Annotated in this window: 21 protein-coding genes; 10 read left to right on the forward strand and 11 right to left on the reverse strand. The window is 59.1% G+C overall.

The genetic code is table 11. From position 1 onward, the window contains the following. Window positions 1–20: 20 nt before the first annotated feature. Window positions 21–1,652 (reverse strand): hybrid sensor histidine kinase/response regulator, encoded by a 1,632-nt coding sequence (locus ACT9T4_RS10110; protein WP_042554342.1) that lies wholly within the window; start codon window positions 1,650–1,652, stop codon window positions 21–23. A 284-nt stretch (window positions 1,653–1,936) separates the two neighbouring features. On the opposite strand from ACT9T4_RS10110, the gene ACT9T4_RS10115 reads away from it, so the two are divergent. The 4 genes from ACT9T4_RS10115 to ACT9T4_RS10130 all read left to right on the forward strand — a co-directional run bounded on the left by ACT9T4_RS10115 (window position 1,937) and on the right by ACT9T4_RS10130 (window position 4,635). After that, a complete protein-coding gene (locus tag ACT9T4_RS10115) occupies window positions 1,937–2,239 on the forward strand; it encodes an ArsR/SmtB family transcription factor (RefSeq protein ID WP_042555548.1) in 303 nt (100 codons plus the stop codon). Between the two features lie 61 nt (window positions 2,240–2,300). Further along, the gene (locus ACT9T4_RS10120; RefSeq protein ID WP_499116767.1) at window positions 2,301–3,275 is read left to right on the forward strand and encodes a zinc-dependent alcohol dehydrogenase family protein; all 975 of its coding nucleotides are present in this window, start codon (window positions 2,301–2,303) and stop codon (window positions 3,273–3,275) included. A 41-nt stretch (window positions 3,276–3,316) separates the two neighbouring features. Further along, complete coding sequence (locus ACT9T4_RS10125; RefSeq protein WP_179538608.1) at window positions 3,317–3,685, forward strand: antibiotic biosynthesis monooxygenase family protein; 369 nt, start codon at window positions 3,317–3,319, stop codon at window positions 3,683–3,685. Between the two features lie 245 nt (window positions 3,686–3,930). Next, complete coding sequence (locus tag ACT9T4_RS10130) at window positions 3,931–4,635, forward strand: hypothetical protein (protein ID WP_499116769.1); 705 nt, start codon at window positions 3,931–3,933, stop codon at window positions 4,633–4,635. Window positions 4,636–4,752: 117 nt separating this feature from the next. Here ACT9T4_RS10130 and ACT9T4_RS10135 read toward each other — a convergent pair whose 3' ends face one another. Next, window positions 4,753–5,718: a cupin domain-containing protein gene (locus ACT9T4_RS10135; RefSeq protein ID WP_499116798.1), complete on the reverse strand. Its 966-nt coding sequence runs from the start codon at window positions 5,716–5,718 to the stop codon at window positions 4,753–4,755. A gap of 99 nt (window positions 5,719–5,817) precedes the next feature. Here ACT9T4_RS10135 and ACT9T4_RS10140 point away from each other — a divergent pair, with 99 nt between their 5' ends. Continuing rightward, window positions 5,818–7,068, forward strand: a complete 1,251-nt coding sequence (locus ACT9T4_RS10140) for an MFS transporter (RefSeq protein ID WP_499116771.1) — start codon at window positions 5,818–5,820, stop codon at window positions 7,066–7,068. 444 nt (window positions 7,069–7,512) lie between these two features. Here ACT9T4_RS10140 and ACT9T4_RS10145 read toward each other — a convergent pair whose 3' ends face one another. From ACT9T4_RS10145 to ACT9T4_RS10170, 6 genes are all read right to left on the reverse strand, one after another. Continuing rightward, window positions 7,513–8,283 (reverse strand): SDR family NAD(P)-dependent oxidoreductase, encoded by a 771-nt coding sequence (locus ACT9T4_RS10145; RefSeq protein ID WP_499116773.1) that lies wholly within the window; start codon window positions 8,281–8,283, stop codon window positions 7,513–7,515. Between the two features lie 328 nt (window positions 8,284–8,611). After that, entirely contained in the window at window positions 8,612–9,175 is a 564-nt protein-coding gene (locus ACT9T4_RS10150) for a type 1 glutamine amidotransferase domain-containing protein (protein ID WP_499116774.1), read from the reverse strand. 534 nt (window positions 9,176–9,709) lie between these two features. Continuing rightward, the gene (locus tag ACT9T4_RS10155; protein WP_042555567.1) at window positions 9,710–10,918 is read right to left on the reverse strand and encodes a pyridoxal phosphate-dependent aminotransferase; all 1,209 of its coding nucleotides are present in this window, start codon (window positions 10,916–10,918) and stop codon (window positions 9,710–9,712) included. After that, complete coding sequence (locus ACT9T4_RS10160; protein WP_499116776.1) at window positions 10,915–11,544, reverse strand: RraA family protein; 630 nt, start codon at window positions 11,542–11,544, stop codon at window positions 10,915–10,917. Before ACT9T4_RS10160 ends, ACT9T4_RS10155 begins: the two co-directional genes overlap by 4 nt. Further along, the gene (locus tag ACT9T4_RS10165) at window positions 11,541–12,206 is read right to left on the reverse strand and encodes an RraA family protein (protein WP_499116778.1); all 666 of its coding nucleotides are present in this window, start codon (window positions 12,204–12,206) and stop codon (window positions 11,541–11,543) included. The genes ACT9T4_RS10160 and ACT9T4_RS10165 overlap by 4 nt, the downstream gene beginning before the upstream one ends. Window position 12,207: 1 nt before the next feature. Next, window positions 12,208–12,870, reverse strand: a complete 663-nt coding sequence (locus tag ACT9T4_RS10170; RefSeq protein WP_042555570.1) for an RraA family protein — start codon at window positions 12,868–12,870, stop codon at window positions 12,208–12,210. Window positions 12,871–12,978: 108 nt separating this feature from the next. Between ACT9T4_RS10170 and ACT9T4_RS10175 the strand changes: the two genes are divergently transcribed. The 3 genes from ACT9T4_RS10175 to ACT9T4_RS10185 all read left to right on the forward strand — a co-directional run bounded on the left by ACT9T4_RS10175 (window position 12,979) and on the right by ACT9T4_RS10185 (window position 16,703). Then, window positions 12,979–13,878 (forward strand): LysR substrate-binding domain-containing protein, encoded by a 900-nt coding sequence (locus ACT9T4_RS10175; RefSeq protein WP_042555571.1) that lies wholly within the window; start codon window positions 12,979–12,981, stop codon window positions 13,876–13,878. Between the two features lie 91 nt (window positions 13,879–13,969). After that, window positions 13,970–14,776 (forward strand): alpha/beta fold hydrolase, encoded by an 807-nt coding sequence (locus tag ACT9T4_RS10180; RefSeq protein ID WP_179538594.1) that lies wholly within the window; start codon window positions 13,970–13,972, stop codon window positions 14,774–14,776. 760 nt (window positions 14,777–15,536) lie between these two features. Then, window positions 15,537–16,703: a serine hydrolase domain-containing protein gene (locus tag ACT9T4_RS10185; protein ID WP_179538593.1), complete on the forward strand. Its 1,167-nt coding sequence runs from the start codon at window positions 15,537–15,539 to the stop codon at window positions 16,701–16,703. A 344-nt stretch (window positions 16,704–17,047) separates the two neighbouring features. Here ACT9T4_RS10185 and ACT9T4_RS10190 read toward each other — a convergent pair whose 3' ends face one another. Together ACT9T4_RS10190 and ACT9T4_RS10195 are read right to left on the reverse strand one after the other, a co-directional pair. After that, complete coding sequence (locus ACT9T4_RS10190) at window positions 17,048–22,486, reverse strand: AAA domain-containing protein (RefSeq protein WP_499116781.1); 5,439 nt, start codon at window positions 22,484–22,486, stop codon at window positions 17,048–17,050. Continuing rightward, window positions 22,483–23,676, reverse strand: coding sequence for a M48 family metalloprotease (locus ACT9T4_RS10195; protein WP_499116783.1), 1,194 nt, complete (start codon window positions 23,674–23,676; stop codon window positions 22,483–22,485). The genes ACT9T4_RS10190 and ACT9T4_RS10195 overlap by 4 nt, the downstream gene beginning before the upstream one ends. A 514-nt stretch (window positions 23,677–24,190) precedes the next feature. Between ACT9T4_RS10195 and ACT9T4_RS10200 the strand changes: the two genes are divergently transcribed. After that, window positions 24,191–24,478: a hypothetical protein gene (locus ACT9T4_RS10200; protein ID WP_499116785.1), complete on the forward strand. Its 288-nt coding sequence runs from the start codon at window positions 24,191–24,193 to the stop codon at window positions 24,476–24,478. Window positions 24,479–24,490: 12 nt separating this feature from the next. Further along, window positions 24,491–25,357 (forward strand): hypothetical protein, encoded by an 867-nt coding sequence (locus tag ACT9T4_RS10205; RefSeq protein WP_499116787.1) that lies wholly within the window; start codon window positions 24,491–24,493, stop codon window positions 25,355–25,357. Window positions 25,358–25,425: 68 nt separating this feature from the next. On the opposite strand, the gene ACT9T4_RS10210 is transcribed toward ACT9T4_RS10205, so the two are convergent. Next, window positions 25,426–25,848, reverse strand: a complete 423-nt coding sequence (locus ACT9T4_RS10210; protein WP_499116789.1) for a hypothetical protein — start codon at window positions 25,846–25,848, stop codon at window positions 25,426–25,428. Between the last annotated feature and the right edge of the window lie 438 nt (window positions 25,849–26,286).

Below are 26,286 nucleotides of genomic sequence, written 5' to 3' on the forward strand. Positions count from 1 at the left end.
CCGGCTCGATGCTGCAGGCGCTAGGCAGCCTGCGCTTTCAGTTTCAGCGCCACCAGTAGCGAACGCAGTTCCGCAGGCTGCACGGGCTTGGACAAGATCGGAATAGCGTCGTCGGCCAACTGCTCCTGTACACGGCGCACGTCGTGCCCGGTCATGATGATGGCAGGCACGTTGCGGCCGCTGAGTGCGCGCACATGGTTGATGCAGTCGGCCCCGGAGGCCTCGCGGCCGAGGTCGAAGTCGGTGACCACCAGGTCGAAGTCCGTCGACACGTCGGGTAGCGAGGTGAAGGTGGAGACCTCGCAGCCCCATTTCGTCAGCAGGGTGGCGGTGGCCAGCAGCACGTTCTGATCGTCCTCGATCAGGCACACCCGCAGCCCGTGGAGCATGCGAGGTACCTGGCTCACGCCCGTCGTGGGCGCGCTGCGCTCGACCGGCGCCGCCACCTGGTGCAGGCCGTCGATTGCCGCCAGGGTGCCCCGGCCCTCTACCGAGCGAATGCGGATGCGCAGATTCATCAGCGTGCCCAGCCGCCTGACGATCGTCAGCCCCAGGCCCATGCCCTCGACATCGCTGTCGCGCGCCTGACGCACGCGGTAGAACTCTTCGAAGATGTTATCGAGGTGCGCTTCGGCGATACCGCGGCCCTTGTCGTACAGCTCGATGGAGAGCCCAGTGCCTTTGCGCCGGCAGCCAATCAGCACGGGTTTGCCCGACGCGTACTTCAGCGCGTTGGAGAGCAGGTTCTGCAGCATGGTGGTCAGCAGGGCGTGATCTGCACGTACATAGATCGGTGGGCAGTGCAGGCGAACATCGACTCCGGCCCAGCGAGCCGCCTCGGTGTTCTGCTGGATCAGGTGCTCCAGCAGCTTGTGCAGCGGCAGGGTCTCCATCTGCGGAGCCACCTTGCCGCTGTCCAGGGAGTAAATGTCGAGAATCGAACGGAACAGGCGGGCAACGCTGTGCAGCGATTTGTCGATGTTCTCGACCAGACGCTTCTGCTCGGTATCCAGGCTGCCGTCGCGCAGGCAGGCGGTGAACAGGCTGATGGAGTGAATGGGCTGGCGCAGGTCGTGACTGGCCTGCGCCAGGAACTGCGATTTGGCCAGGTTGGCGGCCTGCTCGGCCTCGGTCGCCCGGCGTGAGCGCTTGATCAGGGTGTGTATGTAGGCGGGCACCATCAGGGTAGTGAGCATCAGGGTGACGATCAGATACGGCTGCGACTGCCAATAGGTCGAAATGCCAGCGGTCATGAGCAGCGAGAGCATGGCCATGATGGTTGCCAGCAACAGGTAGCCTGACTTGTAACGCAGCCCGTAGCCGACGGTCACCCAGAGCAGTACGGCATAGATCGGCAGCATGGGCGCGCCGCCTGCGGCGATCATCGCGGTAAGGCAGCCATAGTCGATGAGCATGGTGAGCACTCGCCTTGCCGGTCGGTTGCCGGGGCGGCGACGGATATCGACCCACAGCACCAGGGAAACGACGAAGCACGCCGTCATCAGCCAGAGGACCTGCAGGGCCAACCACGATTCTATGATCGATAGCTGATGCAGCAGCAGCGCGTAGCTGGTGATGATGGGGGCGATGATCAGACGCACCACCGCCTGAGAACGCTCGACGTCGTATACGGTGGGGGCGGTTGCGAACATGGAAACTTCCCGAAAGCCATTCGATTCGAATATCCGCCCACCTTAGTGCGCCGACTTTTGCAGGCGCAATACGACAAGGGCGTCACGGAGGGCCTTTAGTACATTCGTACTATTCGGTCGCCAACACGCCCTGCCTTGAAACCCAGGCACCGTTTTCTCGTTCAGAGGCCTCTCGACGGTAGAGAGGAGAGGGCGATGGCTTCGAGAAGACGGCATGCAGGGGACCGCCTTCGATGCGCTGCAGCTCGTATTGACATATCGATAAATCTCGATATGATCGACGCATGGAATTGATCGAAGTATTCAAAGCCCTCTCGAACCCTACACGCCTGGCAATCCTGAAAGGCTTGAAGGACCCCGCAAAGAATTTCCCCCCGCAGGATGAGGGTGACGTTCTCACGGTGGGCGTCTGCGTCAGCAGTATTCAGGAAGGTATCGGCCTGTCGCAGTCGACGGTGTCTGGTTATCTCGCCACGCTGCAGCGAGTGGGCCTGGTCGAAGTCAGGCGCATCGGTCAATGGACCTACTACAAGCGCAACGAAGCAACCATCGGTGCGCTTGCCGAGGTCATCGGGAAAGAGCTGTAATTTTTTACCGCAATATATCGAAATATCTCGATATCCCTTTTTGTCGATACGAGGATTCACCATGAAAGCCATGACACTCACATCATTCGGCGGCCCTGAAGCGTTCCAACTGCGCGACTTAGCCAAGCCCGTACCACCAGCAGGGCACGTGCTGGTCCGGGTTCACGCGACCTCCATCAACCCGCTGGATTACCAGGTGCGGCGTGGCGACTATGCCGACCTGGTGCAGTTGCCGGCCATCACCGGCCACGACGTATCGGGCGTTGTCGAAGACGTCGGGCCAGGCGTGACCCGCCTCGTTCCGGGAGACGAAGTCTGGTACACCCCGCAAATCTTCGCAGGGCCAGGCAGCTATGCCGAGTACCACGTCGCGGCCGAAAGCATCATCGGCAAGAAGCCTCCTTCACTGAGCCATCTCGAAGCGGCGAGCCTCACCCTGGTTGGTGGCACGGTGTGGGAGGCGCTGGTCGTGCGTGCGGCGCTCAGAGTAGGGGAGAGCATCCTGATACACGGTGGCGCGGGCGGCGTCGGCCATGTGGCGATCCAGGTGGCGAAAGCCATGGGCGCACGGGTGTTCACCACCGTGCGCCAAGCGAACGCCGAGTTCGCACGCAGCATGGGTGCCGATGTGATCATCGACTATGAAAAAGAGGACTACGTCGACGCCGTCATGCGGGCAACCGATGGCCATGGCGTCGATGTGGTGTTCGACACCATCGGCGGCAACACGCTGTCACGCAGCCCTGACGCGCTTGCGCAGCTCGGCCGCGTCGTCACGATCGTGGATATCGCGCAGCCACAAAACGTCGTGCAGGCCTGGGGCAAGAACGCCAGTTATCACTTCGTATTCACACGGCAGAACCGCGGCAAGCTCGATGAGTTGAGCGCATTGGTGGAGCGCGGTCAGCTGCGGCCTCACATTGGCGCCGTCTATTCGCTTGCCGACATCGGGCTGGCCCACGCCCGGCTGGAAAGCCCCAACAACGGCATGCGAGGAAAAATCGCGATTGCGGTCGAGCCATCGCTCATCCCCTGAGTGCGTCCTTTCACCCGGCCAAGCCATTTTGGAGTAATGCCATGATTTACGAGATCGCTGTACTGCCCGTTCACGAAGACCGCATTGCACTGTTCAGGCGAGCCTTTGCCGAGGTCGCACCCTTGCTCACCCGCGCGAAGGGCTATTGCGGCCACATGCTGGCGCAGGGCATCGAAAGCCCCCAGCAATTCAACCTGATAGTGCGCTGGCAATCACTCGAGGACCACACGCCAGGTTTCGAAGAGAGCGAAGACCACCAGTTGTTCATGCAGGGCCTGGCGCAATACTTCTCGGCAGAGCCGACGGTTTACCATATCGAGGGGGCGGCTTTTGCTGCCGGCGAACAGGCCGATTCGAACAGCGCCGTCAGCTTGGGTAGTGCGGGAGCCTCAAAAGGCGTGTGGTTCTGAAGCGATGGGCTGTTTCGGAGATATCCAACCCGAAGCAAGCGGTGAACCGCCGGGTGCGAAGTCATGGGTACATGACCCGGATCAGCACGTGGTGGGAGGACAGGTGCGAATGAAAGGTTTACCCACCTGATTGTCGTCAGCGGGTTTCAGTGCGAGGGATTCTGGTGAAAGACAGGTGTACGTATTACGTCGGTTGGGACGTTGGGGGCTGGAATTGCGACAAGAACCCCGCGAGTCGGGATGCGTTGGTCATTCTCGACTCGGCCAGAGCGCTCGTTGGCACCCCATGGAGGGGGAACCTGCGCAGGCTCTTCAACGAAGCGAACAGCGCTCAGGGCTTGGTCAAGGGAATCCTCGAACTGTGCCAGGTCCAGCCACCTCGGGATGATTCATGCCGGTTGCTCTTCGCGATCGACACACCGCTGGGATTCTCCAAAGGCTTCACGGATCTGATTGTTTCCAGGCGGGCGCCTGCGCAAATATTTTCCTCATCATCGAACCCTTATCTCCACAGAGAGACGGAGCGGTTTCTGTTTGAGCGAGGGCTGTCCCCGTTGTCTCCCATCAAGGACATGATCGGCAGTCAGGCCACCAAGGGTATTCATTTCCTTGCGCGTTTCGCACCGGAACTCGAAAGGTGTGGGCTGTGGACGGACGGCTCTAGCATCCACGCCATCGAGGCCTACCCATCGGCCTGCAAGCGATCAGCAAGCATCCGTGCGCTCCGCTTGCCGTTTTACGAGGATATTGATGGCACTGCCTCGGCAAAAGCCAAGCCCCGCGATGAGTTGTACCACCCGGATCTGGAGGACGCGCTGACCTGCGCGCTCATTGGGTGGGCATTCGAGAAACGACCGGATCTGCTGGCTCATCCGCCGCCTACCATCGACCCTTCTGAAGGATGGATCTACGTCCCGTCCGATGGTTTGAAAGAGGTGAAAGAGGGATGACTCGTTGCGGTGTTGGTGCCTGGTGTGAAGGGCGCCGGTCGACCCGTAGCATCCCGCTCATCGGGGGGAATTACCAGATCGATACAAGTGCGTATGCACACTCCACATTTTCATCCTTCAGGATGCGATAGAACGAGCCGTTCGCCGGCTAGCGCCGGGTGGCTGGCCGGTGATGCGCTTGAAGGCGCGGCTGAAGGCCGCCTGAGAGGTGTAGCCCAGGCGCTGCGCTACGGCCTCAATAGGCAGTCGCTCAAGACTCAGCCACTGGCTGGCAAGGCGCATCCGCAGTTCCGTTGCATAGCGCAGCGGGGGGATGCCTACAGTGACCTGGAAGCGTTCCGCGAAGACTGAGCGAGAGATATTACATTGTGCTGCCAGTTCCGCGACGGTCCAGTCACGCGCAGGCTCCCGGTGCAAGGCCAAGAGCGCACTGGCCAGCCTGGGGTCGCGCAACGCGGCCACCAGGCCTGAGGCATTGCCGCAGGCGCACTCAACCCAGCCACGGACGATCATCGCCGCCACTACGTCGGCGAGACGAGCGAGGATGCCTGCGAAGCCGATGCGCGCTGAGCGAACTTCGCGCTCCATGGAGGCGAGAATCGGCATAAGCCCAGGGTAACGCTGGCCCCTGGCATCAATCAGCATCAGACCAGGCATCAACCCGCCGAGACCTTGCAAGCTTGTGAGTTCGAACTCCATGCAGCCGCTGAAGATAATGGTGCTGGGGCTGACATCGGGGGAAGCATCCACGGCGCAGATCGCGTCGCCGAGGGGGACCGCGTCGAAGCTACCGATGTCTTGGGCGGGTACGTCCAAGCTTGAGAGAAGTTGATGGGCTTCACCCTGGGCGATGAACACCGCGTTGCCGGCCGACAACTCGTACAACGTGCCATCCGCCGCACGCAGGAAGGCGGTGCCGACGGCAAGGAAGTGGAAGTAGGCGTGTCCTGGTTTGGCAGCAAAACCCAGCCCGAAAAAGGGGCCGGCCTGGATGCGGCGGTACTCGACGCCCCGCAGGCGCATGCCGCGTAACAGCTCGTTGATGAGATCGGACGATAAGGCGAACTGATCCATGGATGTCATTTCGGGGTTTTGGTCAAAAACTGAAGACTTTGCATCATAGAACATCCTGCCCTGCGTCCATAGACTTCTGGTTGAGATTATTTCCAGAGGTATTTAGTGATGGGTAATAGGGTGTGTGACGTCGAGGCTGACGCGAGCTTTGGCACCAAGGCTGATGTAGAGCCAGCAACACCGGCCTGGATGGCGGTATTTTCGCTTGCGATGGGCGTGTTTGGATTGTTGACGGCGGAATACCTTCCGGCGAGCTTGCTGACGCCGATGGCTGTTGAGCTGGGTGTGTCGGAAGCCTTGGCGGGGCAGGCGGTGACAGTCACGGCGGTAGTGGCGCTGTTCTCCGGGTTACTGGTGCCAGGCTTGACGCGAGGGATCGACCGGCGCGTGGTATTGCTGTGCTTTTCCACGCTGATGATTGCCTCCAACTTGCTGGTGGCTTTCTCTTCCAGCCTGATGGTTCTGCTGATCATGCGGATTTTGCTCGGCATCGCACTGGGCGGCTTCTGGAGCATGGCGGCGGCAGTGGCGATGCGTTTGGTGCCGGCGACGCTGCTGCCGCGGGCCCTGTCGATTATTTTCAGCGGTATTGCGGTGGGCACTGTGGTGGCGGTACCGCTGGGCAGCTATTTGGGCGGGCTGTATGGCTGGCGCAGTGCTTTTGTGGCGGCCGCCGCCGTCGGGGTAGTGACGCTGGTTTTCCAGCTTTTCACGCTGCCACCTCTGGCACCGCGCAGGCCGGCCCGCTTGAGAACGGTGCTGGAAGTGTTGCTGCGCCCGGGCATTGCCGTGGGCATGTTGGGCTGCGTGCTGGTGCATACGGGGCACTTCGCGTTGTTCACCTATATCCGGCCGTTCCTGGAAAGCACAACCGGCGTGGGGGCCGAAGGATTGGCGCTGATGCTGCTGGGTTTCGGCGCCGCTAACTTCGTCGGCACCCTGCTGGCAGGTTGGCTACTCGAGCGTAGCCCCTGGGGGACGATGGTGATGATGCCTGCGCTGGTCGGCGTTGCAGCATTAGCCCTGGTTTTGCTGCCTGCTTCTGTGCCGTCTCAGGTGTTGTTATTGGCTCTCTGGGGCATGGCTTTCGGTGGTGTTCCGGTAGCGTGGTCAAACTGGGTAGCCCGGGCGGTGCCAGACCAGGCAGAAAGCGCGGGAGGAATGGTCGTAGCCTCGGTGCAGTCGGCGATCGCTGCGGGTGCCGCTGCCGGGGGCGCTATGTTCAGTTTCAGTGGCATCGCCGGCGTATTTGTCGCTGCCGGCATCCTGATGCTGCTCGCAGCGCTGTTGATCGGGATGCGGGTCAAGGTCGAAGCACCAGGGCACGGCGCAGGGGACAGGCCGGTTCTGCATCTTTAGGATGTGTGGTCACTTGTTGGGAGTCGGCGAATAGCGCCCATGGCCGGTTGCTATCGGCGGCCTTTGAGATAGAGCCGAACGTGACATGCTCCTGGATGAGGGAGAACCTGCTTGCAGGTCTATAAGCAACCCAGCTTGAGAACACAAAAAATTGCGCAGTTGAGGGAGTTGTTGGCTCTTTAAATGGGCAAGAACCTTGGCTGGCCGGATTCAGAGTTAAGTTCAAGACCGGTGACTCATTGATCTACCTTCACCAGGGCGACGAGGCCGTCGTATTGATTAATGAGCTACCGCCGGTAAATGTAGCCCTCGAAACCCGCGTTGTTACCTCAATTTAATGACAGCTAGAGGTGGTGCTGTTCATAAAGGGCCGCTCTGGCCGAAGACAGCCGCTCGGATGGGGAAGGGGTGGGCTGACAGCTATCTGGTTTTCGCCAGTGCAAGTCACCAGACAATGGGCTTGTCGTCCCAAGCCCAGAAGGTTCCGCTGTCGGCCGGTCCATGTGCTCCTATCAACTCTATAATGCGATCCGCCGAGAACGCTGGTTCGAACAGTTGTCCATCGGGCACGTTCGCCTGGAATGGCTGAGACAGACCCGTGTCCGTCGTGCCTGGATGCACTGCCAGGACGGTGGAGGCAGGGTTCAGGCGTTTCAGTTCGATACTGGCCGTGTGTAGCAACTGGTTGAGCGCCGCTTTACTGGATCTGTAGCTGTACCAGCCACCCAATCGGTTATCGCCGATAGAGCCCACTCTCGCGGAGAGCGCCGCGAAGGTGGAGGGCTGTTTGCGCAATAACGGGAGTAGGTGTTTAAGCAACAGGATCGGCGCGAAGGTGTTGGTCGCGAAGCTCGCTTGCAGGCTCGCCAGCGTCACTTGTGTCAGACCCTTTTCCGCTTTTGCACCGTCCTGATGAAGAATGCCTAGCGTGCTGATGACCAGGTGCAGGTGATCGCATTGTTCACGCGCCTCGCTCGCAAGTGCTTCGAGGGATCGCTCATCGCGCGCGTCGCAGTCGACGCGTTTCAGGCGATGGCCGTACTGCTCTGCAAGCTTTTCCAGCTCTGGGGAGGTGCTGGCTTGTCGCGCTACCGCCCATACCCGGGCCACGTCATCGTGAGCAAGCAACGCTGCGCACAGTGCCAAGCCGATACCTCGGCTGGCCCCGCATATGAGCACATCAGCTTCGCTGTCCAGTCCGGGGATCAAACTCATAAGGCACCTTGAGGAGCATGGCTGAAGTGTCAGTTATGACCTGAGAACCCGGAAAAGGGTAGCTTCGGTTCCATCTCGAATGGCTTCAAAAGACCGTAGCTGGACATCGATGCACGCGACAGTGCAGGGCGATCACATATCGATCAGCGGATTCTCCAGCGGTAAATGGCAGACCGGTCGGGCTGCCGTTCACGCTGCTTAGTACCCAAAGATCAGCCCAGCCACTGGACGTGGCCAAGGGCTGCCGTTGGCCTGAAGCCCACACTGCGTTGGAGACCTCAGGCACTGATCCAGTAGCCGGCCTGCTGGGCCTTTGCTGATCTGCGCCTCACGCCACCTCAAGCGCTTTAACGATAGCTTCGTTGAACGCCGGGATGTCATTGGGGTTACGCGAAGTAATCAAGGTCCAGCCATTGGCGTGGCATTGCTTGACTTCAACGTCCACCCAACCGGCGGCACCGGCGTTTTCTAGATCGAGCCTGACACTGGGATAGGAGGTGAGGGTCTTGCCAGCGATAACGCCAGCGTTGATCAGCAGCCACGGCCCATGGCAAATCGCAGCGATTACCTTGCCCGCATCGGCGAACTCCTTCACCAGGCGCTGGGCGTTTTCATCCAAGCGCAGCGTGTCGGCATTGACCGTACCGCCTGGGATTACCAGCGCATCGAAATCCGACGCCTTGAGGCCGGCCAGCGCAACCTGAGAGTCGACCGTGCGATCTTTCTCCGTGTCCTGAACGAACGTCTGGGTGGTTCCGCCGTCACTCGAGCCATGGGTGACCGAAGCACCCTTCGCCTTGAGCGCTTCAAGCGGTTTAACCAGCTCATCGCGCTCGATCCCCGTATTCGAGGTGATGAACAGTACTTTTTTGCCTGCCAGTTGATTACTCATGGTGGTCACTCAGTCCTCTCATCAAGGTAAAAAGGAAGCGTGCGGCTGATGATTCTTCCGACGCGTTGAAGATGGGAGGTCAGAGCGGTTTTGAAAGTTCATCCGGATTCGTCCTGAGCGCAATGCGATGGAAGAAGCCAGGAAAGTCGAGGGTTTCACATTCGTGCCTGCAAGAATCGAGCAGGTAAAACGCATCCCCCGCGTGACCTGGAGCCACGGAAAGCAAGGTTTTCTGCGCCTTGAAGCTCGTACAGAGCACGTCTATGGGAATCTCGATATTGCGCGATCAGGCGCCGGTGACTGACTTGGCAAATGAGCGGGCAGGGTGAGGCGGGCGGCAGTCGAGCGCTGGCTGCCATTAGCCGAATGCTGCCGGTGACGACGGGCAGCTATCGGCCAATAGCAGACGTTCGCGGGTGACTGTTAACGCCATCCATAGCTGACAGTGGCTAATAGCGAGCGCAATTCGATTTGCTGTTGGCAGCCGTGGCCGACGCTACCCATCCCGAACGACGGCCATAGCGTGAGGTGCCTCTACCTTGCGTCATTGCAGAAGCGGTGAATTGCCCCGCAAGCCGCACGCAGCGACTCATCATCCAGAGCGTAGGCAATACGAAGGTAGCCTGGAAGTCCAAACGCACTACCTTGTACGACGGCCACGTTGGCCTCTTCAAGTAGTGCCAAAGCGACCGCTTCGTCGTCAACTAGATCACTGCCGCCCGGCGAGCGCTTGCCGATCAGGCCGGAACAATCGGCAAAGGCGTAGAAGGCCCCGCCTGGAACTTCGCAACTGATGCCCTGCGCCTGGTTGAGTAGCTCGACCATGAAATCTCGACGCCGCTGGAACACTTCACGGCTGTGGGCGATGAAGTCTTTCGAACCGTCCAGAGCAGCGACTGCCGCATGCTGCGAGATGGAACAGGCGCCCGAGGTCTGCTGGCCCTGCAACTTTTCCATCGCTTCGAGCAACCAGCGAGGCCCAGTGGCAAACCCGATCCGCCAGCCAGTCATGGCGTAGGCCTTCGATACGCCGTTCATGGTCAGCGTCCGTGCAGCCAGTAGGGGCTCAACTTGGGCGAGCGTGATGAAATCACGCCCGTCGAAGATCAGGTGCTCATAGATGTCGTCTGCCAAAATCATCACTTGCGGATGATCGAGCAACACCTCAGCCAGGGCTTTCAGCTCGTCGCGATCATATACAGCTCCCGTGGGGTTGGACGGCGAATTCAGGATCAGCCAACGAGTCTTCGGCCCGATGGCTCTGGCCAACGCTTGCGGCGTGAGCTTGAAGCCCGACTCGGCGCCACAGGTAACGATCCGCGACTCGCCGCTGCACAACTCAACTATTTCTGGATAGCTGACCCAGTATGGCGCGGGGATTACCACCTCGTCGCCTTCATTGAGGGTCGCGGCCAAGGCATTGAAGATGACCTGCTTGCCTCCACAGCAGACTAGTGTGTCCTGCCAGCTTACATCGAGACCGTTCTCGGACTGGTACTTACGGGCTATGGCTTCACGCAGCGCGCGAAGGCCTGCCACCTGGGTGTAGCGGGTATTTCCATTGTTGATCGCAGTGATGGCCGCAGCACGGATGTGCTCCGGGGTATCGAAGTCAGGCTCACCCGCACAAAGCGAGATGATATTCGCCCCTTCAGCGCGACGTTCCGCAACGCGGTCGATGATTTTATAGGTCGCCGAAGGCTTGGCAGCCTCCAAACGGCGGTTCAGCGTTTCCAGGCTCATGCGTGCGCCTCCGGGAGGGAAAGGCCCATCAGGTCCATGGTGGTGTGACCTTCGCGCAGCTTGGCCATGAACACTGCCTCTTTATCGGCGCGTTTCTGCCCTTCGTGCAGTGTGCGTTCAACTGCATCGACCGGGATGATGATCACACCATCCTCATCCGCGACCACTAGGTCGCCGGCAGTGACCTGCGCCCCGCTGAAGTCGAACGGTTTGCCTACGGACGGCGTGGTCGCCTTGACGGTACCTTTGACGGAGATGCCCCGAGCAAAAACCGGAAAGCCGCGCGCTTCAAGCGCGGCGATGTCGCGCACGCCGCCATTGATTACCAAGCCAACAATACCAGCGGCTTCAGCCGCCACAGTAAGTACTTCACCCCAGTAGCCGGCAACGAAATTGGCGGAGTCACAGACCAGGACGCTACCGCGTGGCGCGTTCGCCACGGCAATGTGCAGGCCCAGGTTGTCACCTGGCGAACACTGCAGCGGGTACGCCGGTGCAGCAATGAATGCGCCTTTCCAGACAGCGCGAATCTCGCGGTCCACAGCGCACGGCAACCCGGAGGCCTCGTACAGGGTGGAGCTGCCGAGGACCTTTGCAATGTTCTGATACTCGTGTGGAAGGCTCATGGTTTTTTGCTCTGCAGAGAATGGTAACCGAGGGCGTCACGGGCTTCCTTGAGGCTCTTGCCAGTGGCGATTTGTTCGCGGATCTGCGCTTCAACGTGTTCGATGCGCCGTGCCGATTCGGCGACTTCTTGAGCACGACCGCGCGGGACTATGACGACGCCATTGGCGTCAGCGACGACGATGTCGCGGGCACAGACCCGCGCTTGGCCAACCGACACCGGCTGGTTGACGGCCACAACTTCCACGCGGTCTTTGCCGGTACGCATGAAGCGACCTTTACTGAACAGTGGATACCCCTCGCCCAGAGCCTTGTTCACATCGCGGCAGACACCGTCTATGACCGTGCCGGCGATACCGCGGGCCAGGGCGTACTGGGTCATGATGTCGCCCCAAACAGTGCAATCGGTGCGACCCTCGTTGGCGATGACCACAACGTCGCCTGGTGCTACGTCATCGATGAAGTCCCCGACAGTGCCGGGCGGTGTGCTCGCACTGACGTACTGAACGGTGAAGGCTGGGCCGACCACAACCTGGCTGTAGTTAGCCAGCGGTACTACGCCAAAGGCTTGGCCTGGAAGGCCTAGCTTGTCCATAGCGTCGGAAATCCCCGGCGTATCCAGGCCTTCGAACAAGGCAACGAGGTCTTTATCTGAAAGGCTCATATCAGTGCTCTACCTTGATAGCTTCGAACTGGGTGTCGTGCATGACTTCCTCGACCGATCGGCCTGCACGCACGGCGTCCACCATGCCGGCTTGTCGGCGGTCGATACGCTCGGCCAGACCAAGAACCTTCTCGATGGCATTGGCGGGGACAAAAACGGTGCCGCATTCATCGGCGATCACATAGTCGCCTTCCTCTACCTCGACGCCAGCCATGCGAACTTTTACGGCTGCGTCTATCTGGATGAGCCGGTTACGGGCGCTGATCATGGTCACGCCGCGGCCGAAGACCGGATAGCCGATGTCCACGCTGCCGCGGATGTCACGGCTGAAACCGTCGATGACCGAGCCCCGGATACCTTTGCGCTGGGCGGCGTTCGCCAGGATGTCTCCCCAGCTAGAGATACCATCGACGCCACCCGCGATCACCAGCACGCGGTCATCGGTGGTGATCTGCTCCACTACCGGAGTAATCAGGTGAACGGTGGGCGCCACGTCCTGCTTGGGCCCCAATTGAACAGTGCTGGCTCGACCAACAATCTTTGGGCATTTCCAAAGCGGCATCAGGCCATTAGTGGCGCCAGGGAGCTGGAGGAAGTCCAGCGCGTCCGACACCGTGTTGGTGTCGAGTGCGGCCAGGCGCTCAAGCGGGGCTTTCAAACTCATCGGTTGCAGACCTCTTGCTAGGTGAGGCTTGAGTATCTGCGCCGAGATTTGATACGTATATTACGAAGAAGCTAAGCTTTTCATATCCAAAACCTATGGAAGTGCGCCGTGATCAACTTTCGCTTGATACGCCATCTATGGCTGTTCCTGGCCGTAGCTGAAGACCAAAACTTCACCCGTGCAGCTAAACGGCTGGGCATGTCACAGCCGCCATTGACCGAGCAAATCCAGGCGCTGGAGCAGTCCTTACGGGTTCAACTGTTCACTCGGTCTCGCCGAGGCGCTCACCTGACCGCTGCGGGAGCTGCCATACTCCCCGCCGTACGAAAGTTTGCTGATCAGCTGGAACGATTGGAGCTTGCGGTACACGAGGCCGTAGCCGGCCACGCTGGCGTAGTGACGATTGGGGCGATTACCTCAGCAATGATTGATGTACTGCCCCCGCTGATCGAGCAGTTTAAGCAGGATCATCCACTGATCACGGTATCGGTTCGAGAGATCGATAGCGCGGAGGCTATTCCCGCTCTTGAGGCCGGCGATATCGACATCGCCTTCGCGCGCCTTGAGGGCAACCTCGGTCGGCATTTGCAATCTCTACCGTTGTCCGAGGATCGACTGGCAGTAGCACTCCCCAACGATCATCCCTTGTCCGCGAGTAAGTCCGTCTCCCTCAAGTCCCTCGCCGATGAAACCTTGGTGATGGCTTCGCGCGATGTGAGTCCTGTCTACTTCGACTATCTGGTCGGACAGTGCAAAGCCAGCGGCTTCGCCCCGCGGATAGTGCACCAAGTTCGCTCGGTCTCGTCACAAGTTGCCTTTGTCAGCTGCGGCCAGGGCATTGCCTTGGTTCCCAGCTCGATGGGCAAGCTCGCGCCTAAAAACGTACTCATTCGGCCTCTGTTCCCGGAGGTCAAAGTGGTGACTACGGCCATGGCGTGGCACAGCGAGCATAAGAATCCGCTCGTGGATGCCATGATCGACCAAGCGAAGCAGACCTTGCTTTCATAGGCTAGGCATATAACAGGGTTCGTGGCTTCGTATTTTACAAATCCTATGGCGAGTTCAACATTGAGGATGTCTGTAATAGGAGCTCCGACCCGTGTCCCATCCAGCTCGCTTCACCCACGAGAAAATTCCACTGAACATCGACGGTATACAGCTCGACCTTGCGGTGATTCATCGCCGTGGGCCTAAAGCGCCCATCCTGTTCCTCCACGGTTTTGGCTCCACAAAAGAGGACTACGCCGATATCACGTTGCAGCCTTCTTTCGATGGGCATCCCTTCATTGCCTACGATGCTCCAGGCTGCGGTGAGACCGAATGCAGCGACCTCTCGCGCATCAACATCCCATTCCTGGTGAAAACCGCACAGGCCGTACTCAAGCATTTTGAGACCAACACTTTCCACTTGGTAGGTCACTCCATGGGAGGTTTGACCGGCCTGATGTTGGCTCATGGAGATCCTGCGCGCGTGCTGAGTTTCGTCGACATCGAGGGCAACATCGCTCCTGAGGACTGTTTCCTCAGCCGCCAAATCCACGATCATCGCTGTGATGATGTACGATTTTTCCGCGACTTTATTGAACGCACTCGATTGGCATCGGACCCTGCGAGCGCGCTGTATGCCGCAAGCCTGGCGCACAAAGTGCGTGCCGGCGCGGTGCGCGGCATTTTCGAATCAATGGTGGATTTGTCCGACAATGGTCAGTTGATGGATAAATTTCTAGGCCTGCCATTCCCGCGCCAATACATGTATGGCGTGACCAATTCCCACCTGTCCTACCTCAAGGACATTGCAGCACAAGGCGTGCACCTAGCGTGCATTCCTGATTGCGGCCATTTCCCGATGTACTCGAACCCTGTGCTCATGTGGCGGCGGATCAAAGCCCTACAAGACTTCGCCTAAGCAGATTTAACCATTTACACGCGGTTATGTCGGCCGCATGAAGCTCCGCACTACTCGGTAAAAATAACAATTAGGTTGCGCCATGCTTGAAGCCAATAGCGGTCATCGAGTGCCTACAAGACCAGTGGCGATTCACACCTGCTTTGATCCGCTTTTGTTCGCTGTAATTTCGACACGTCAAAAAGACAGTCTTGATGCCGATCAGTAGCGTCTAGCCATTACGATGCCTTGGCAGGTTTGGTACGTGTGGCCTTTGAAGTCGCTTTTTCACCTAGCCTAGTCGCGTTTGCCATTTTCGCGTCTATGCAAATCAAGGGATTACCGCATGAAAATGGACGTTATCAGACATCTCAAGGTGTGTTATGCGACAGCAATGTCGCCTAATTAATAGTTAGGCGGCAAAGGCACAGGAGGCATGTTACGGGCATAGAAGCTATTCATAGTTGTGCTGTTAAACAACGTGCACGCTCGAACTCATTCGCTGCTTACCAGGCCTCAAGTCCGATCATCAACGCCGTATCGGGGCGAACAGACCGCATGAGTGCGTTCCCAGCAAAAACCAATATGTTGCTTGCAGGGCCCTCGCGGGTTGGCCACAGTGCGGTATTTATTACCTGCGTCCGGCTCGAAGTCCTCTGCCTAACAGGTGGTTCAAGTCACTCGCTTCGCTCGTTCGGGATCGCGTTCCGCGGCCCCTTAACCAAACGTTAGGCGATGACATCGGCCCGCCAAAGCAGCAATTAAAGAAGGCTAAACCTCAATGAACCTCGACCTCTCACCTCCCTCGGTTGGTTTGAATAAGGATGCGCTCGCCCGGCTTGGTGCCTCTATTCAGGCCGACATCGACAGCGGAAGGCACTTTGGCGCTTCAATCCTCGTCGCTCGCCACGGTCAGGTGGCCTACCAGGCGACCTTCGGAACGGTTGCTCCGGGTCGGGCTCCATCAGGTGACGATCGATACCTGCTCATGTCGATGTCAAAGGCCTATACCGCGACGCTCGTCCTCAAAGCGATTGATGAAGGCCGTTTCGGCCTTGATACACGCATCGCGGACCTCGTTCCCGGCTTCGGCGCACTGGGCAAGCAGCGGGCAACCGTGCGGCAATTGCTGGCGCACACCGCGGGGCTGCCGTTCGGTCTCGTTCCGCCTCCGCTTGGCCTGGACAAGGTCGGAAACCTCGCGGTCAAGACAGCCGCGATGTGCGCATTGCCTGCGGCCTACAGTCCCGGCACCAAATGCATCTACACATCGGGCTTGGGCTACGATCTGTTGGGCCAGATCCTGGTCAATACCGATTCGAAAAAGCGCGGTTTCAATCGCATTGCCCAAGAAGATTTGTTCACGCCGTTGGGCATGGCGGACAGCAGCTTCGCGTGCTCGATCGACGATCCTCGACGGGTTCCGGTGTCGTTTACTGAGGCGAATGTGGGACCCACCACACCGATGCTTCTGCGCCTTTTCAATGAGTTCCTTGACGCGGACGCAGAGATGCCGAGCGGGAATGCGTTTTCCACGATCAAAGATGTCTTCCGGTTCACCGAAGTTTTCCGCGGGCGTGGGACAGCGCACGGCCAGCGTGTTCTCTCACCCGTGCTCTTCGACTACGCTCGGCAGGATCATGCGCCCGGCTTGATCAACGATGCGACCGCCTTCGAGGTCGAAGAGCGGGGCCTCAACGATTTCGCGGCGCACTTTACCTTGCTCGGTGGTTATATGCGCGGGAGTGGGCACATCCTGAACGCGACCGGGCACACCGCATCGCCTCAAAGCATTGCGGCGGTCGGCGGTGCCTCGACGGCATGGATGATCGACCCTGAGCGGGATCTAACCGTCATCTTCCTATCTGCCGGCTTTATTGAGGGCCTGCGCCATATCGAGCGTGTGCAACGTATCAACGACCTGGCCTTGGCCGCGGTCGAGGCCTAGCAATCTGCGGCGGAAGCAATCCGAGGACTGCCTAACAATTCGTTCAAGCCGAGCCCGCTTCGCGGCTCGACTTAACTCAGGCGTTATGCACACGAATATGCCCCATCGACAAGCGCGATTAAAGGGCATGCGACGTCTCCCCATCCTCAGTAGCACTTGTATTTAGAGTCGATCTATCTGTCCGCTTTTGGCCGATTGCAGCCGTCCGTGACGGACTCCTATCGGCCAATAGCTGCCGCTGGCCAAAGGCAGCTTCCGATCCAAAGCTGATGGTTTAGCCGATAAGTCGGTCTCTACTCGATACTACTTAGCCTCAGTTCATTGCGTGGCAGTACCCGCCGGCTCTACTCCGACCACTCTATGTATCCCTTACGAACTTTCTCGTCGATCAGCTTGCGAGCTTCACGCTCGGCTTTTTCGTTGCTGTCAAAGTTTTTGATCAGGGTCTGCCCTTTGCTGCCCAGGCGCCCGAAGGTCACGGTGAGCTCTTCGCCCACTACGCCGATTCTCCAGAATTTCGCCGAGCCGCCTTGTTCAAAGCGGAACTCCTGCAGGTCGGTGGTAGTGGGCGACACCTCGGGTTCGGGGATGTGGAAGTCGGCGATCTCCTCCACCACCGCTTCGGGCTCAACCACAGCCGGACTGTCGTCGTGCAGGGCGGCCTCGATGCGGACGAGCAGACCGGCGGGGTCGGCGAGCCATTGTTTGCCGGGCACGTCGATGACTTTCCAGCCAAAGCTGCGCAGTACAGTGGGTTGGAAGACGTAGCGGTCGCGCACTTCGACGGTGCTGCCGTCGCGGCTGCTGTCCAGTTGTATGCCGAGTCGGTAGACGCTAGCGGCTTCGTCGACGATGGCCAAGTCGCAGCGAAATTGCGAGCTGCCGACGTGTTCATGCACCACATGGCCTTTGGCACGCAGGGCGTTGGCCAAGGCGGTACGCAGGGCGTCGTAGGGCGCGGCGATAGTGAATGAGCGCTGCGCGCCGGGATTGAGGGTGCTGAGGATGCTTTGTGCGCGCGCGCTTTCACCGCGAGAGCTGGCTTCGGCGAATTGCAGGAAGGCTTTCAGCGCCGAAGCACCGTCGTTGTGGGTGTTGGTGATTGCGTCGGCGTGAATGCTGGTGACGATGGCCATGCGCTGACGAGCGCGGCTAAAAATTACGTTCAGGCGTTTTTCGCCGCCACGTTGGTTGATGGGACCGAAGTTCATCAGCATTTTTCCGGTCGGGCCGGGGGCGTAGCAGATGCTCAACAAGATGATGTCGCGCTCATCGCCTTGGACGTTTTCCAGGTTTTTCACAAACAGGCCGTTGAACTGGCCGTTGTCTTCACGCAGGTATTCGCGCTCCAGCAGCGTGGCGAATTGCGGATCTTCGGCGGCCAGGCTTTCCAGGGCGGTTTCAATTTCGGTTTGCTGGGCTTCGGAAAAGGCGACGATGCCGATACTTAACCCGGTTTCACGGTTGAGTAGTTCGCGCACGGTGCCGGCGATCACCTGGGCTTCGGCGAGGTTGCAGCGGTTTTCGTAGACGCCGTTGGCGACTTTGATAAAGCTGATCGGGCTGGTCAGCAGAGCATCGCTGGCGTATTGCGGCGCCTGCGGGTCGTTGGCGTCAAGGGCAGCGGGGCTGTCGGCGCGTTGGTTGATTTGCCGGTCGGGAATAGTAATCAGGCGACCGTCATAAAATGCCGCGTTGGAAAAGCTGATCAGCGCCTCGTGGCGACTGCGGTAGTGCCAGGCCAGCAGGGTGGCTGGTAGGTTGCGCGCGGCCTGGCTGAGCAGGCTGTCTGCGTCCAAGTTGATAGCCACCAATTCACCGTCTTCGGTGGCCAGTACCTGGTCATCTTCCTCGTCACCGCTGGTGGCGAAAAAGCTCGATGGTGGCAGCTGCATTTCATCGCCCACCACTATCACTTGCTGGGCGCGGCTCAGGGCCGGAATGGCTTCTTCGCTGGGGATCTGGCTGGCTTCGTCAAAGATCACCACATCGAACAAATCCGGCTGCAGGGGCAAGGTGTCCGAAACCGACAAGGGGCTCATCAGCCAGATCGGTTTGATGTCATTGATCACCAGCCCGGTGTCGCCACTGGCCAGCTCGCGGATGGCGCGGTAACGCATGCTTTTGCCGAACTCGTGCTCCAGCTCGCGACGGCCTTTGGCGTAATTCTTTTTGAAGAGCTTGCCCTCTTCATCGAGCTGGGTGGCGGACAGCGCGGATTTCTTCACCCGCTCCAAGAAATTGCGGTGCAGGGTGGCGTCGATCACCTTTGCGTTCAGTTGCAGAATGTCGCGCTCGGCGCTGCTGACTTGGCTGACGGCGGTTGTCAGTTCGCGTTCGTCGAACTTGGCCAGTTCAGGGTCGTTACGATACAGCCGCGCCAAGGCTTCGCCAGCGATTAGCGCTTCCAGTTCCAGCAGGCTGAGTTTGTGGTGCTGCAGGGCGGCCACGTAGGCAGCGTCACTGCTGTGCAGCTCACGCAGCAGCGGTACGCAGTCGGGGAGGTCTTCCAGATCTTCTTGCAGGTCGCGCAGAAACTCGCCCAACGCGTTAAGGCTAAGGTTGACCGGGCCCGAGGTGCTCAGCAGTTGGGTTTCCAGGGCGGCAAATACTTCGGCAGCACGGGCGGCGTCTTTGCTTTGCCGGGCGGCGTCGCTGGCGCCTTCCAGCCTTTGCAGCCATAGGCGCAGCACAGGGGAATCGTTGGCAGTGTGCGCGACGCTTTCTAAGGCCTGGACAAACTGGCTGCTGTCGCTGACGCCGTATTTCGTTGCCATGGCTTTGTCGGCGGCCAGCAGCGCCGCTTGGGCTGCGTGCTCGGCAGCCAGGCTTTGCAGCAGGCTGCGGTGTTGGGGTTGCACCGGGTGTTTGCTGAAGTCGTAGCGCTTGCGCATCTCACCGCGCAGGCGCCACCACGACGGGTTAAACCAGCGCAGCACCGAGTCGCCTAGCTTGGCGTCCAGCTCCTGCGCGGCCAGGGTGTCTTGCGGGCTGAGTTTGTCGCGCCAGTTCAGGGTGTCTTGCAGGCTGTCTTGATACTGCTGGTTCAGGCTGTGCAAGACTTTGCGTTGTTCGGCCAGAGCGCGGGCGGCGCTGGAATGTTCGTCCAGCAGGTCGAGGTGTGCGGCCAAGTTAAAGTCCAGCACCTGGCGCACGGCGCGGGACAGTGTTTGGCCGTCAGCCACCGAGGTGTCGCCAGTGAGCAAGCTGGTGGGTTGTTCGAGGCTGGCCTCGAGGGCTTCCAAGAGTTTGGTGGCCTCACTGATAAAGGCTTTGACCTGGCCATATACCTGCTCGCTGTTCAACACCTGCGCAGATAGCCGGCTAAAAGGATGCGCCGCAAAATAGGCCACACCAAACCGCTCGCGCAGCATGGCGTACATGCGTTCGCTGAGCTCGCGTTTTTCCTGCCAAGCCGCCCAGCTCGGTAAGCGCTCACGAACCTCTGCGCCCACCTCGTGGGTTGGTGCTGGCAGCTCGATCAAACGCTGCACCAGTTGCCGCACGCTGCTGGCCAGTGCTGCAGGCACGGCCGCCATGGCTTGGTCGAAACGCTCAATCTTCTGCAGGTGCGTGCTCATGCGCTGCAGCGCCTGGGTGCGGCGCGCCATGCTGGCGTCCCACTCTTGTGGCTTGGCCACCCAGGCTTCGTAGCATTCGCGCAGGTTGCTGACGAAGGCTTTTTTGTCGGTTTGCGAGTCGTGAATCAGGCAGCAGAGCTCATCCAGGCCACTCTGTTGCAAGCGGTGAAATACCACATCCAGCGCCGCACGTTTTTCGCAGACAAACAACACCCGCAAGCCTTGCCCAGCGTAGTCGGCAATCAGGTTGGTGATGGTCTGCGATTTGCCAGTGCCGGGCGGCCCTTGAATGATGAAGTTGCGCCCGGTGCGCGCGAGGCTGACGGCGGCGTTTTGCGTGGCGTCGCCGGGCACTACGTTCCACTGCTCGGGCAGGGGGATAGCGGGCGGCACGTCCACTTCCACTTCGCGGGGCTCAATGGAAAACATCCGATCAAAACCGGCGTTGGCGGCCGGCTCATCAATCAACTGGGCGTAGTCGCGTACCAGGGACATTTTCTTGTAGTTGAAGTTGGCCAAGGTCACTTGGGTCAGGTCGATGTCCCAGGCGTACTGGTGCCCTTGGTCTTCCGGCAGGTGGTAGGTTTTGCTTTGCTTGCTGTTTTCTTCGGCCACGGCATGACGCTGGTTCAGGCTGGAGTCAGGCAGTGCACCCACGGCACCGCGTAGCGGCGAGGCGGTGGGCCAAACCCATTTATGGAACAGCGCCAGGCCCAAGGGGCGGTAGTCGTCGCGCTCGTAGCTGAAGTCCGGGCGCCCGGCAATGGCTGATGTGCGTTGGTAGCCGCGTTTGCGCTGGAACTGTTGCAGGCGCTGCACGGCCTTCTGGTGGATCAATTCGATGGCAGGTTTGCTTTGCAGGCGAACTTCCACACCGGGTTCGGTTTGGCGAATCTGCCTAGTGATATCTGCATGTACTTCGGCAAGCGACGTGTTGCTCAGGTCGATGGTTTCCGGCAGCTGAATGTCATACAGCTGGCGAAGTTGGTGGCGCAGCACAGGGTTGAATTCCGCCTGGCTTTCGTCGCACTGCAGCACGTACTGGTCGCGCACGCCTTTTTTCTTCACCAGCTCAACCGGCAGCCACAGCAGCGGCGAGAGAATGCGTTCTTCCGGTGTTTCCTTGAGGTTGTGCCAGCGCATAAACGCCACCACTAAGCGCAGGTTGCTAAAACCAAACTCGGAACGGTCGCGGCGGGTTTCCTGAATCAGTTTGTCCAGCGATGCCGGTAGGTACGGCTGGTCATCGAAGCGCAACCACTTATGCAGGCTGAGTGGTTTGCCGCTCAGCACCTGTTCGGCAAAACTGCCGCCCCAGGTACACAGCTCATTGGCTTGGATACTTTCGACGTGCATCACCAGAGGAACGCTTGCAATGGTCAAATTGACGTTGGCTTGGGTGGAGCGGAAATGCAGCAGGCGGTTGCGCCGAGACAAATCAAACAGCCGGTCACGCAAATGCTCTAGCACGGCGGCACGCCGCGAGCCGGGGCCCTTGGCGTCGGCCAGTACGCGCTCTACATCCAGCCCGGCGGGTTGATCGCGCCAGTGTTCCAGGCGTTGAATAATCGACGGCAGGTCGGTGGCGCGCTGATGGCGGTTCAGCTCGGTCATTTCGACAATTACGCTGGCCAACACCGGATTCAAACGGGCGGCGAGCAGAAACAGGTTGCGACGATGGTCGGCAAACTGATGCACGTCCTCGGCGTCTTTGAAGTTCAGTCCCAAAGACAGACAGGCCATCATCTGACCAAGTTGGAAGATATCGCTGATCTGATCGTGGTGCCCGATCAGCAATTCCCAGGATGTAAAGCCCGGCACAAACACTGGTTTTTCAATGGGAGTGAGCGGGTCGTCCTGCACCTGCAGGTTGTCCACCGCCACACCACGCTCAGAGTCGCGAGTTACGCGCACCTCGCCAATGATATTCAGCGCTGAACCCTGAGCAGGTTGCACGGCTCGCAGCCGAGCCGACGCTTGGCTCGCCGCCTGGCCGCCAGGTGCGCGCAACTGCAGCGCACCGTTCGGCCCTTGCACTACGCTGCTGGCGTCTAACGGGGCCACTAGGTCGTAGGCATGCAACTGCGCCACTTGGCGCAGCAGCGGCAGCATCAGAAACAGCACATCGTCGATGGTGCGAGGGGTGTCGGGTTGAGCCGCAAGCAATTGCGCGAATGTCTGGTTGGGGGACAGGTCGTTCATTGGCTGAGGCCTCCGGCCGCACGGCGGGTCAGGTTGGTCAGCTCACGTTTGCCTAGCTTTATGTCGCGTTTAAGAATCTTCAAAAAGCCCTCCTGGCTGCCCAGCGTGTGGGCAATGCGCGCAGCCTGCTCCAGCGCCGGTTCCCGCAAATCCTCATCGGCCAAAGCCAGATCCAACAGCACGTAATGCAGGTACTCCTGCACGCTGTCGTCGAGGTGTTCGGTGGTCAGGGTGGCTAAATCCACCGGGGGAAAGTCGGCTTGCCAGTCCGGGAAAAACTGCTGCGCATGGGTGGTGACCTTTTCTGAATGCAGCTCGGGGCGTTGCAGGTAGCGGGCGATAAACCCGCGGGTGATGGCGGTCAGTGCCACTTGGCCGGGAAGATCCAGGCTGGTCAGACTTAGCGGGCCGCGCAATCGGCGTTCCAGCCAGCTGTCCAGCTGCGGGTCTTGGCGCCACCACATATCAATGGCCTGGGAGCGCAGAAACGACTCGGGGTGCGAGGTGCCTTGGGACAGTTGCCCTGCCTTTTCATCTAGCTCCAACGCCTGTTGCAGATAAGCCTCGGCGTTAACCTCGGCGATACCCGTGTGTACCTTCACCAGCATGGCGATCGCCACGGCTGAAGACTGCGCCACTAGCGCGGCGCCACGGTCGGCATATAGCTCCACATGCAGGCCATACAACCGCGCGCTCTCGGCGTAGCTGGAGCTGCTGATGTGGGCGGATGCACTGTGGTTCAGCACGCGGTCGGCAACGAGGTAATCGCTGTCATGTGACGACCACAAGCAGTAGTGCGCCAACTCATGGCCCAGCAAAGCTAGCAGCTCATTCTCCTGTAGGCGTTCGAGCACCGGGCCCTGCAGCACCACATGCACCTCGCCCGGCAGGTAAAAAAGCGTGGCGTTCATGCTTTGGCCGTTGGCCTGGTACACCGTAATGGGGGCGTCGATTTCCAGGCGCTGCAGCGCTTGCTCGCACAGGGCATACACCTGCGGATGGGTGGCGTGCGTTAGGCGGTAAGTGTCGCGCAGCAGCTGGGCGCGGACGTCATTGCTGTGCTGTTCCTGCACACTGAGCGACGAAGCCCAGGCCCACACCTCAGGCTCCATGCTCTTTAGGTATGCCACCAAATCGCGTTTGTAAGGCAGTGGGGTCAGGCCATCGATTTCCCGCAGTACTGCATTCATGCTGTTTACTTCCTTGTGCAGGTTGAGGGAGCACGACTAGGCCCCTCCCAAATGTGTCTTAGCCTAATGATTAGTTACGAGCGGCACCAGCGTGTTGGTTGACTACATGTCGCAGTCGATCGCAGCCAGATGGAGCTGCTTGGATCGTCCCTGGCTTCCTAGACAAATCCGTCAGTCGATTGAATCGCCCATACGTTTGTAGACATTAAAAAATCGCTTGGAGCGTAAGCGTGATCGTCCTCAGATGACTGCTTCTGGCCGATTTCAGCCGGTTGATGGGCTGCTACCGGCCAAAAGCGGCCCCTCTGGTAATCGGCCGAAATCGCCCCAAAGCCGCCAGTTAGGGTGTCTAGGTAACCAAGTGCGATTCGAGGGTAGTAAAAGATGGTAAAGGTCGATGGTGTGATCAACTGCGCATATGCGGCAGCAGAACGACTTATTCGAGATTGAGTAGGGCACTTATATCTCGGTTACCATTCGATCAGTATTTGATTGATGTCTCAGGGACGATGATATGCGCTGGCTGTCGCTCACACTCATTACTGCGCTAGGCGTACTGGGGTTCATTGATATGCTGGCGCGCACGGGGCCTCTTCTGGCGCCCTTTCCCGAACGCAGCCAGTTGCAGTTCGTGGATACCACCTTGGCCAGCATGAACTCCGCAGAGGTTTGTGGCGCGCAGCGGCGTGGCGGCAAGGCCTGTCGTTTGGTGATGCTCCTACAGACCGATGATGCTCACGTCTGGGAACTGATGCTTGAGCCACTGCTTGAGCGCCAGGATCATCGGTATGCCTTATTGTAGCCAGGTGATCGCTTGCGCCTTGGTCAATTTCGGGGGCGTGTTTGTACCCTGCAACTACTCGCCGCGAAGACCAAAACGCCCGGCCTAGAAGCAAGTGCCACCTTGCTGGGTGAGGCGGCGCTTTATGACTGGCGCCACCGCTGGTTGGTGATCCAGACTCTCTGGTTGATGCTGGATGCACTGGTGATAGCGGCTGTTCTGTATGTGTTCTGGAAGCGACGGCGAACTCATACGGGTAACCAATATCTGTTAGCCCATGTGCTAGTCCTGACAGTGTTAGCGGGTACGTTGTGGAACTGGCGGCCTCAGCCATTGCCTGAGGAGCGGGTGCTGGTTGATTCGCACGTGCGCTTTTTCGCGGTTGGCGAGCGGCTGAATTGCGTGGCTGGCTGGGGTCGGTTAACGCGCTGTCAGCCCCAGCGTTTTCTTCTGGATGACAAGGCCCAGGTCTGGCCCTTGGCCTATCCAGCCAGTCAGCCACTGAGTGTCGCGCGGGGCGCGGAGCTGAAACTGGGGATGTATGACGGCAGGGTCTATCGCATCTCTTACTCCGAGACGCCCGCTGAGGAGCCCCAAAAGTGTGGTTATCGACAGAATCCCCTGGCCAGGCGAACTGATGTGATCTGGCTTTGTGGGGATGGCCTCAGGATCATTGATCATGGTCGCGATCCTCTGGCGGCCCTGCGGACACATGTTGTGCAAGGGCCTCTGCCACCGATGCCCTACCGTTGGACGGAGCAGGCGTATCTTGAGGTTCGTGCTTGGCACAATCGCCTCTTCTCGGTTGTGTTATTGGGTATGGGTGTACTTCTGGTTCATTTTCTGTTGTCGAAGAGGATGTCTTCCGGCAGCCCTAAGAGATCAAAGGTGCTGAGGTAAGGACGGAGAGGGTGGAGTTTCACACCGGTCGTGCGTAAGCGTAGTGCTTTCATATCTGTTCATGATGATTAACCGTGTGGGCTCGCCTTACGTAACCTGATGAGAGCTTGGCATCTTTCTGCAAGTTCTGGTGCCGTAGCAGCAATTTTCGACAGCACCTGATACATCTCATGGGCGTTTGAAAATGGATAGACATCTAGGCTCAGGGCAATCGTAATTTTACGCGCGTCCTGCCCCTCCCTAAGCCACGTCTCGACCTCACGCGTCATGGCAGAACCATTGTCACTTGTTTGCCAGGCCAACAGATTGAAAAGTTCAGCAACCAGCCCTTCGGCGACTGTTTGAGGTATTTCCTCGAACAGGCGATTGGCCAGGTTGCGCTCGCCAAATACGCTGACCACCTTACGCACAGAATCAAAAGCCAGGTCGTATTCGGCGGCATTGCGCTCAATCGCGATGATATCGAGCGCTTGTTTTAGCGACGGGTGCATTCGGTCATTCCATGGTTCTGCAAACTTCGGTTGATCATCGGGCACAGGATTCAGTATCTCGTCTACACGGCGCCTGAGCCGCACCACGCATTGTGCGGACAATCACTTCGCCTAGATACTCGATTGTGGCCCTACAACTTTCAGCAGGTGAGCCACTTTTCCAAGGCCTCAATTTTTCTCAAAGGACTGAAGTAAGCGTCTGGCGCAAGAGAAACAGGTTTAGCTTTCTCGATGCAAACGTCCGCTTCTGGCCGATTCTGTTGAAAAAGTAGGCCTCCTGTCGATCTATAGCGCGCGACCAGCTAAAGCAGGTCGTAGTGGTCAACTAATCCCGGACAGTGGGTTAAGTTTTTCTTCGGCCACCGCAGGTGGTAGCCCATCGTTGAATTGATGCGGCCTGATCCAGTTGTAGCGATGCATCAAGTAGTGGCTGATATC

This window comes from Pseudomonas sp. SZ40, from assembly GCF_052958135.1.

Coding starts and splice junctions, on each gene's coding strand:
- ACT9T4_RS10110 (WP_042554342.1), bottom strand. CDS start 1,652: ATGTTCGCAACCGCCCCCACCGTATACGACGTCGAGCGTTCTCAGGCG.
- ACT9T4_RS10115 (WP_042555548.1), top strand. CDS start 1,937: ATGGAATTGATCGAAGTATTCAAAGCCCTCTCGAACCCTACACGCCTG.
- ACT9T4_RS10120 (WP_499116767.1), top strand. CDS start 2,301: ATGAAAGCCATGACACTCACATCATTCGGCGGCCCTGAAGCGTTCCAA.
- ACT9T4_RS10125 (WP_179538608.1), top strand. CDS start 3,317: ATGATTTACGAGATCGCTGTACTGCCCGTTCACGAAGACCGCATTGCA.
- ACT9T4_RS10135 (WP_499116798.1), bottom strand. CDS start 5,718: ATGACATCCATGGATCAGTTCGCCTTATCGTCCGATCTCATCAACGAG.
- ACT9T4_RS10140 (WP_499116771.1), top strand. CDS start 5,818: ATGGGTAATAGGGTGTGTGACGTCGAGGCTGACGCGAGCTTTGGCACC.
- ACT9T4_RS10145 (WP_499116773.1), bottom strand. CDS start 8,283: ATGAGTTTGATCCCCGGACTGGACAGCGAAGCTGATGTGCTCATATGC.
- ACT9T4_RS10150 (WP_499116774.1), bottom strand. CDS start 9,175: ATGAGTAATCAACTGGCAGGCAAAAAAGTACTGTTCATCACCTCGAAT.
- ACT9T4_RS10155 (WP_042555567.1), bottom strand. CDS start 10,918: ATGAGCCTGGAAACGCTGAACCGCCGTTTGGAGGCTGCCAAGCCTTCG.
- ACT9T4_RS10160 (WP_499116776.1), bottom strand. CDS start 11,544: ATGAGCCTTCCACACGAGTATCAGAACATTGCAAAGGTCCTCGGCAGC.
- ACT9T4_RS10165 (WP_499116778.1), bottom strand. CDS start 12,206: ATGAGCCTTTCAGATAAAGACCTCGTTGCCTTGTTCGAAGGCCTGGAT.
- ACT9T4_RS10170 (WP_042555570.1), bottom strand. CDS start 12,870: ATGAGTTTGAAAGCCCCGCTTGAGCGCCTGGCCGCACTCGACACCAAC.
- ACT9T4_RS10185 (WP_179538593.1), top strand. CDS start 15,537: ATGAACCTCGACCTCTCACCTCCCTCGGTTGGTTTGAATAAGGATGCG.
- ACT9T4_RS10190 (WP_499116781.1), bottom strand. CDS start 22,486: ATGAACGACCTGTCCCCCAACCAGACATTCGCGCAATTGCTTGCGGCT.
- ACT9T4_RS10195 (WP_499116783.1), bottom strand. CDS start 23,676: ATGAATGCAGTACTGCGGGAAATCGATGGCCTGACCCCACTGCCTTAC.
- ACT9T4_RS10200 (WP_499116785.1), top strand. CDS start 24,191: ATGCGCTGGCTGTCGCTCACACTCATTACTGCGCTAGGCGTACTGGGG.
- ACT9T4_RS10210 (WP_499116789.1), bottom strand. CDS start 25,848: ATGCACCCGTCGCTAAAACAAGCGCTCGATATCATCGCGATTGAGCGC.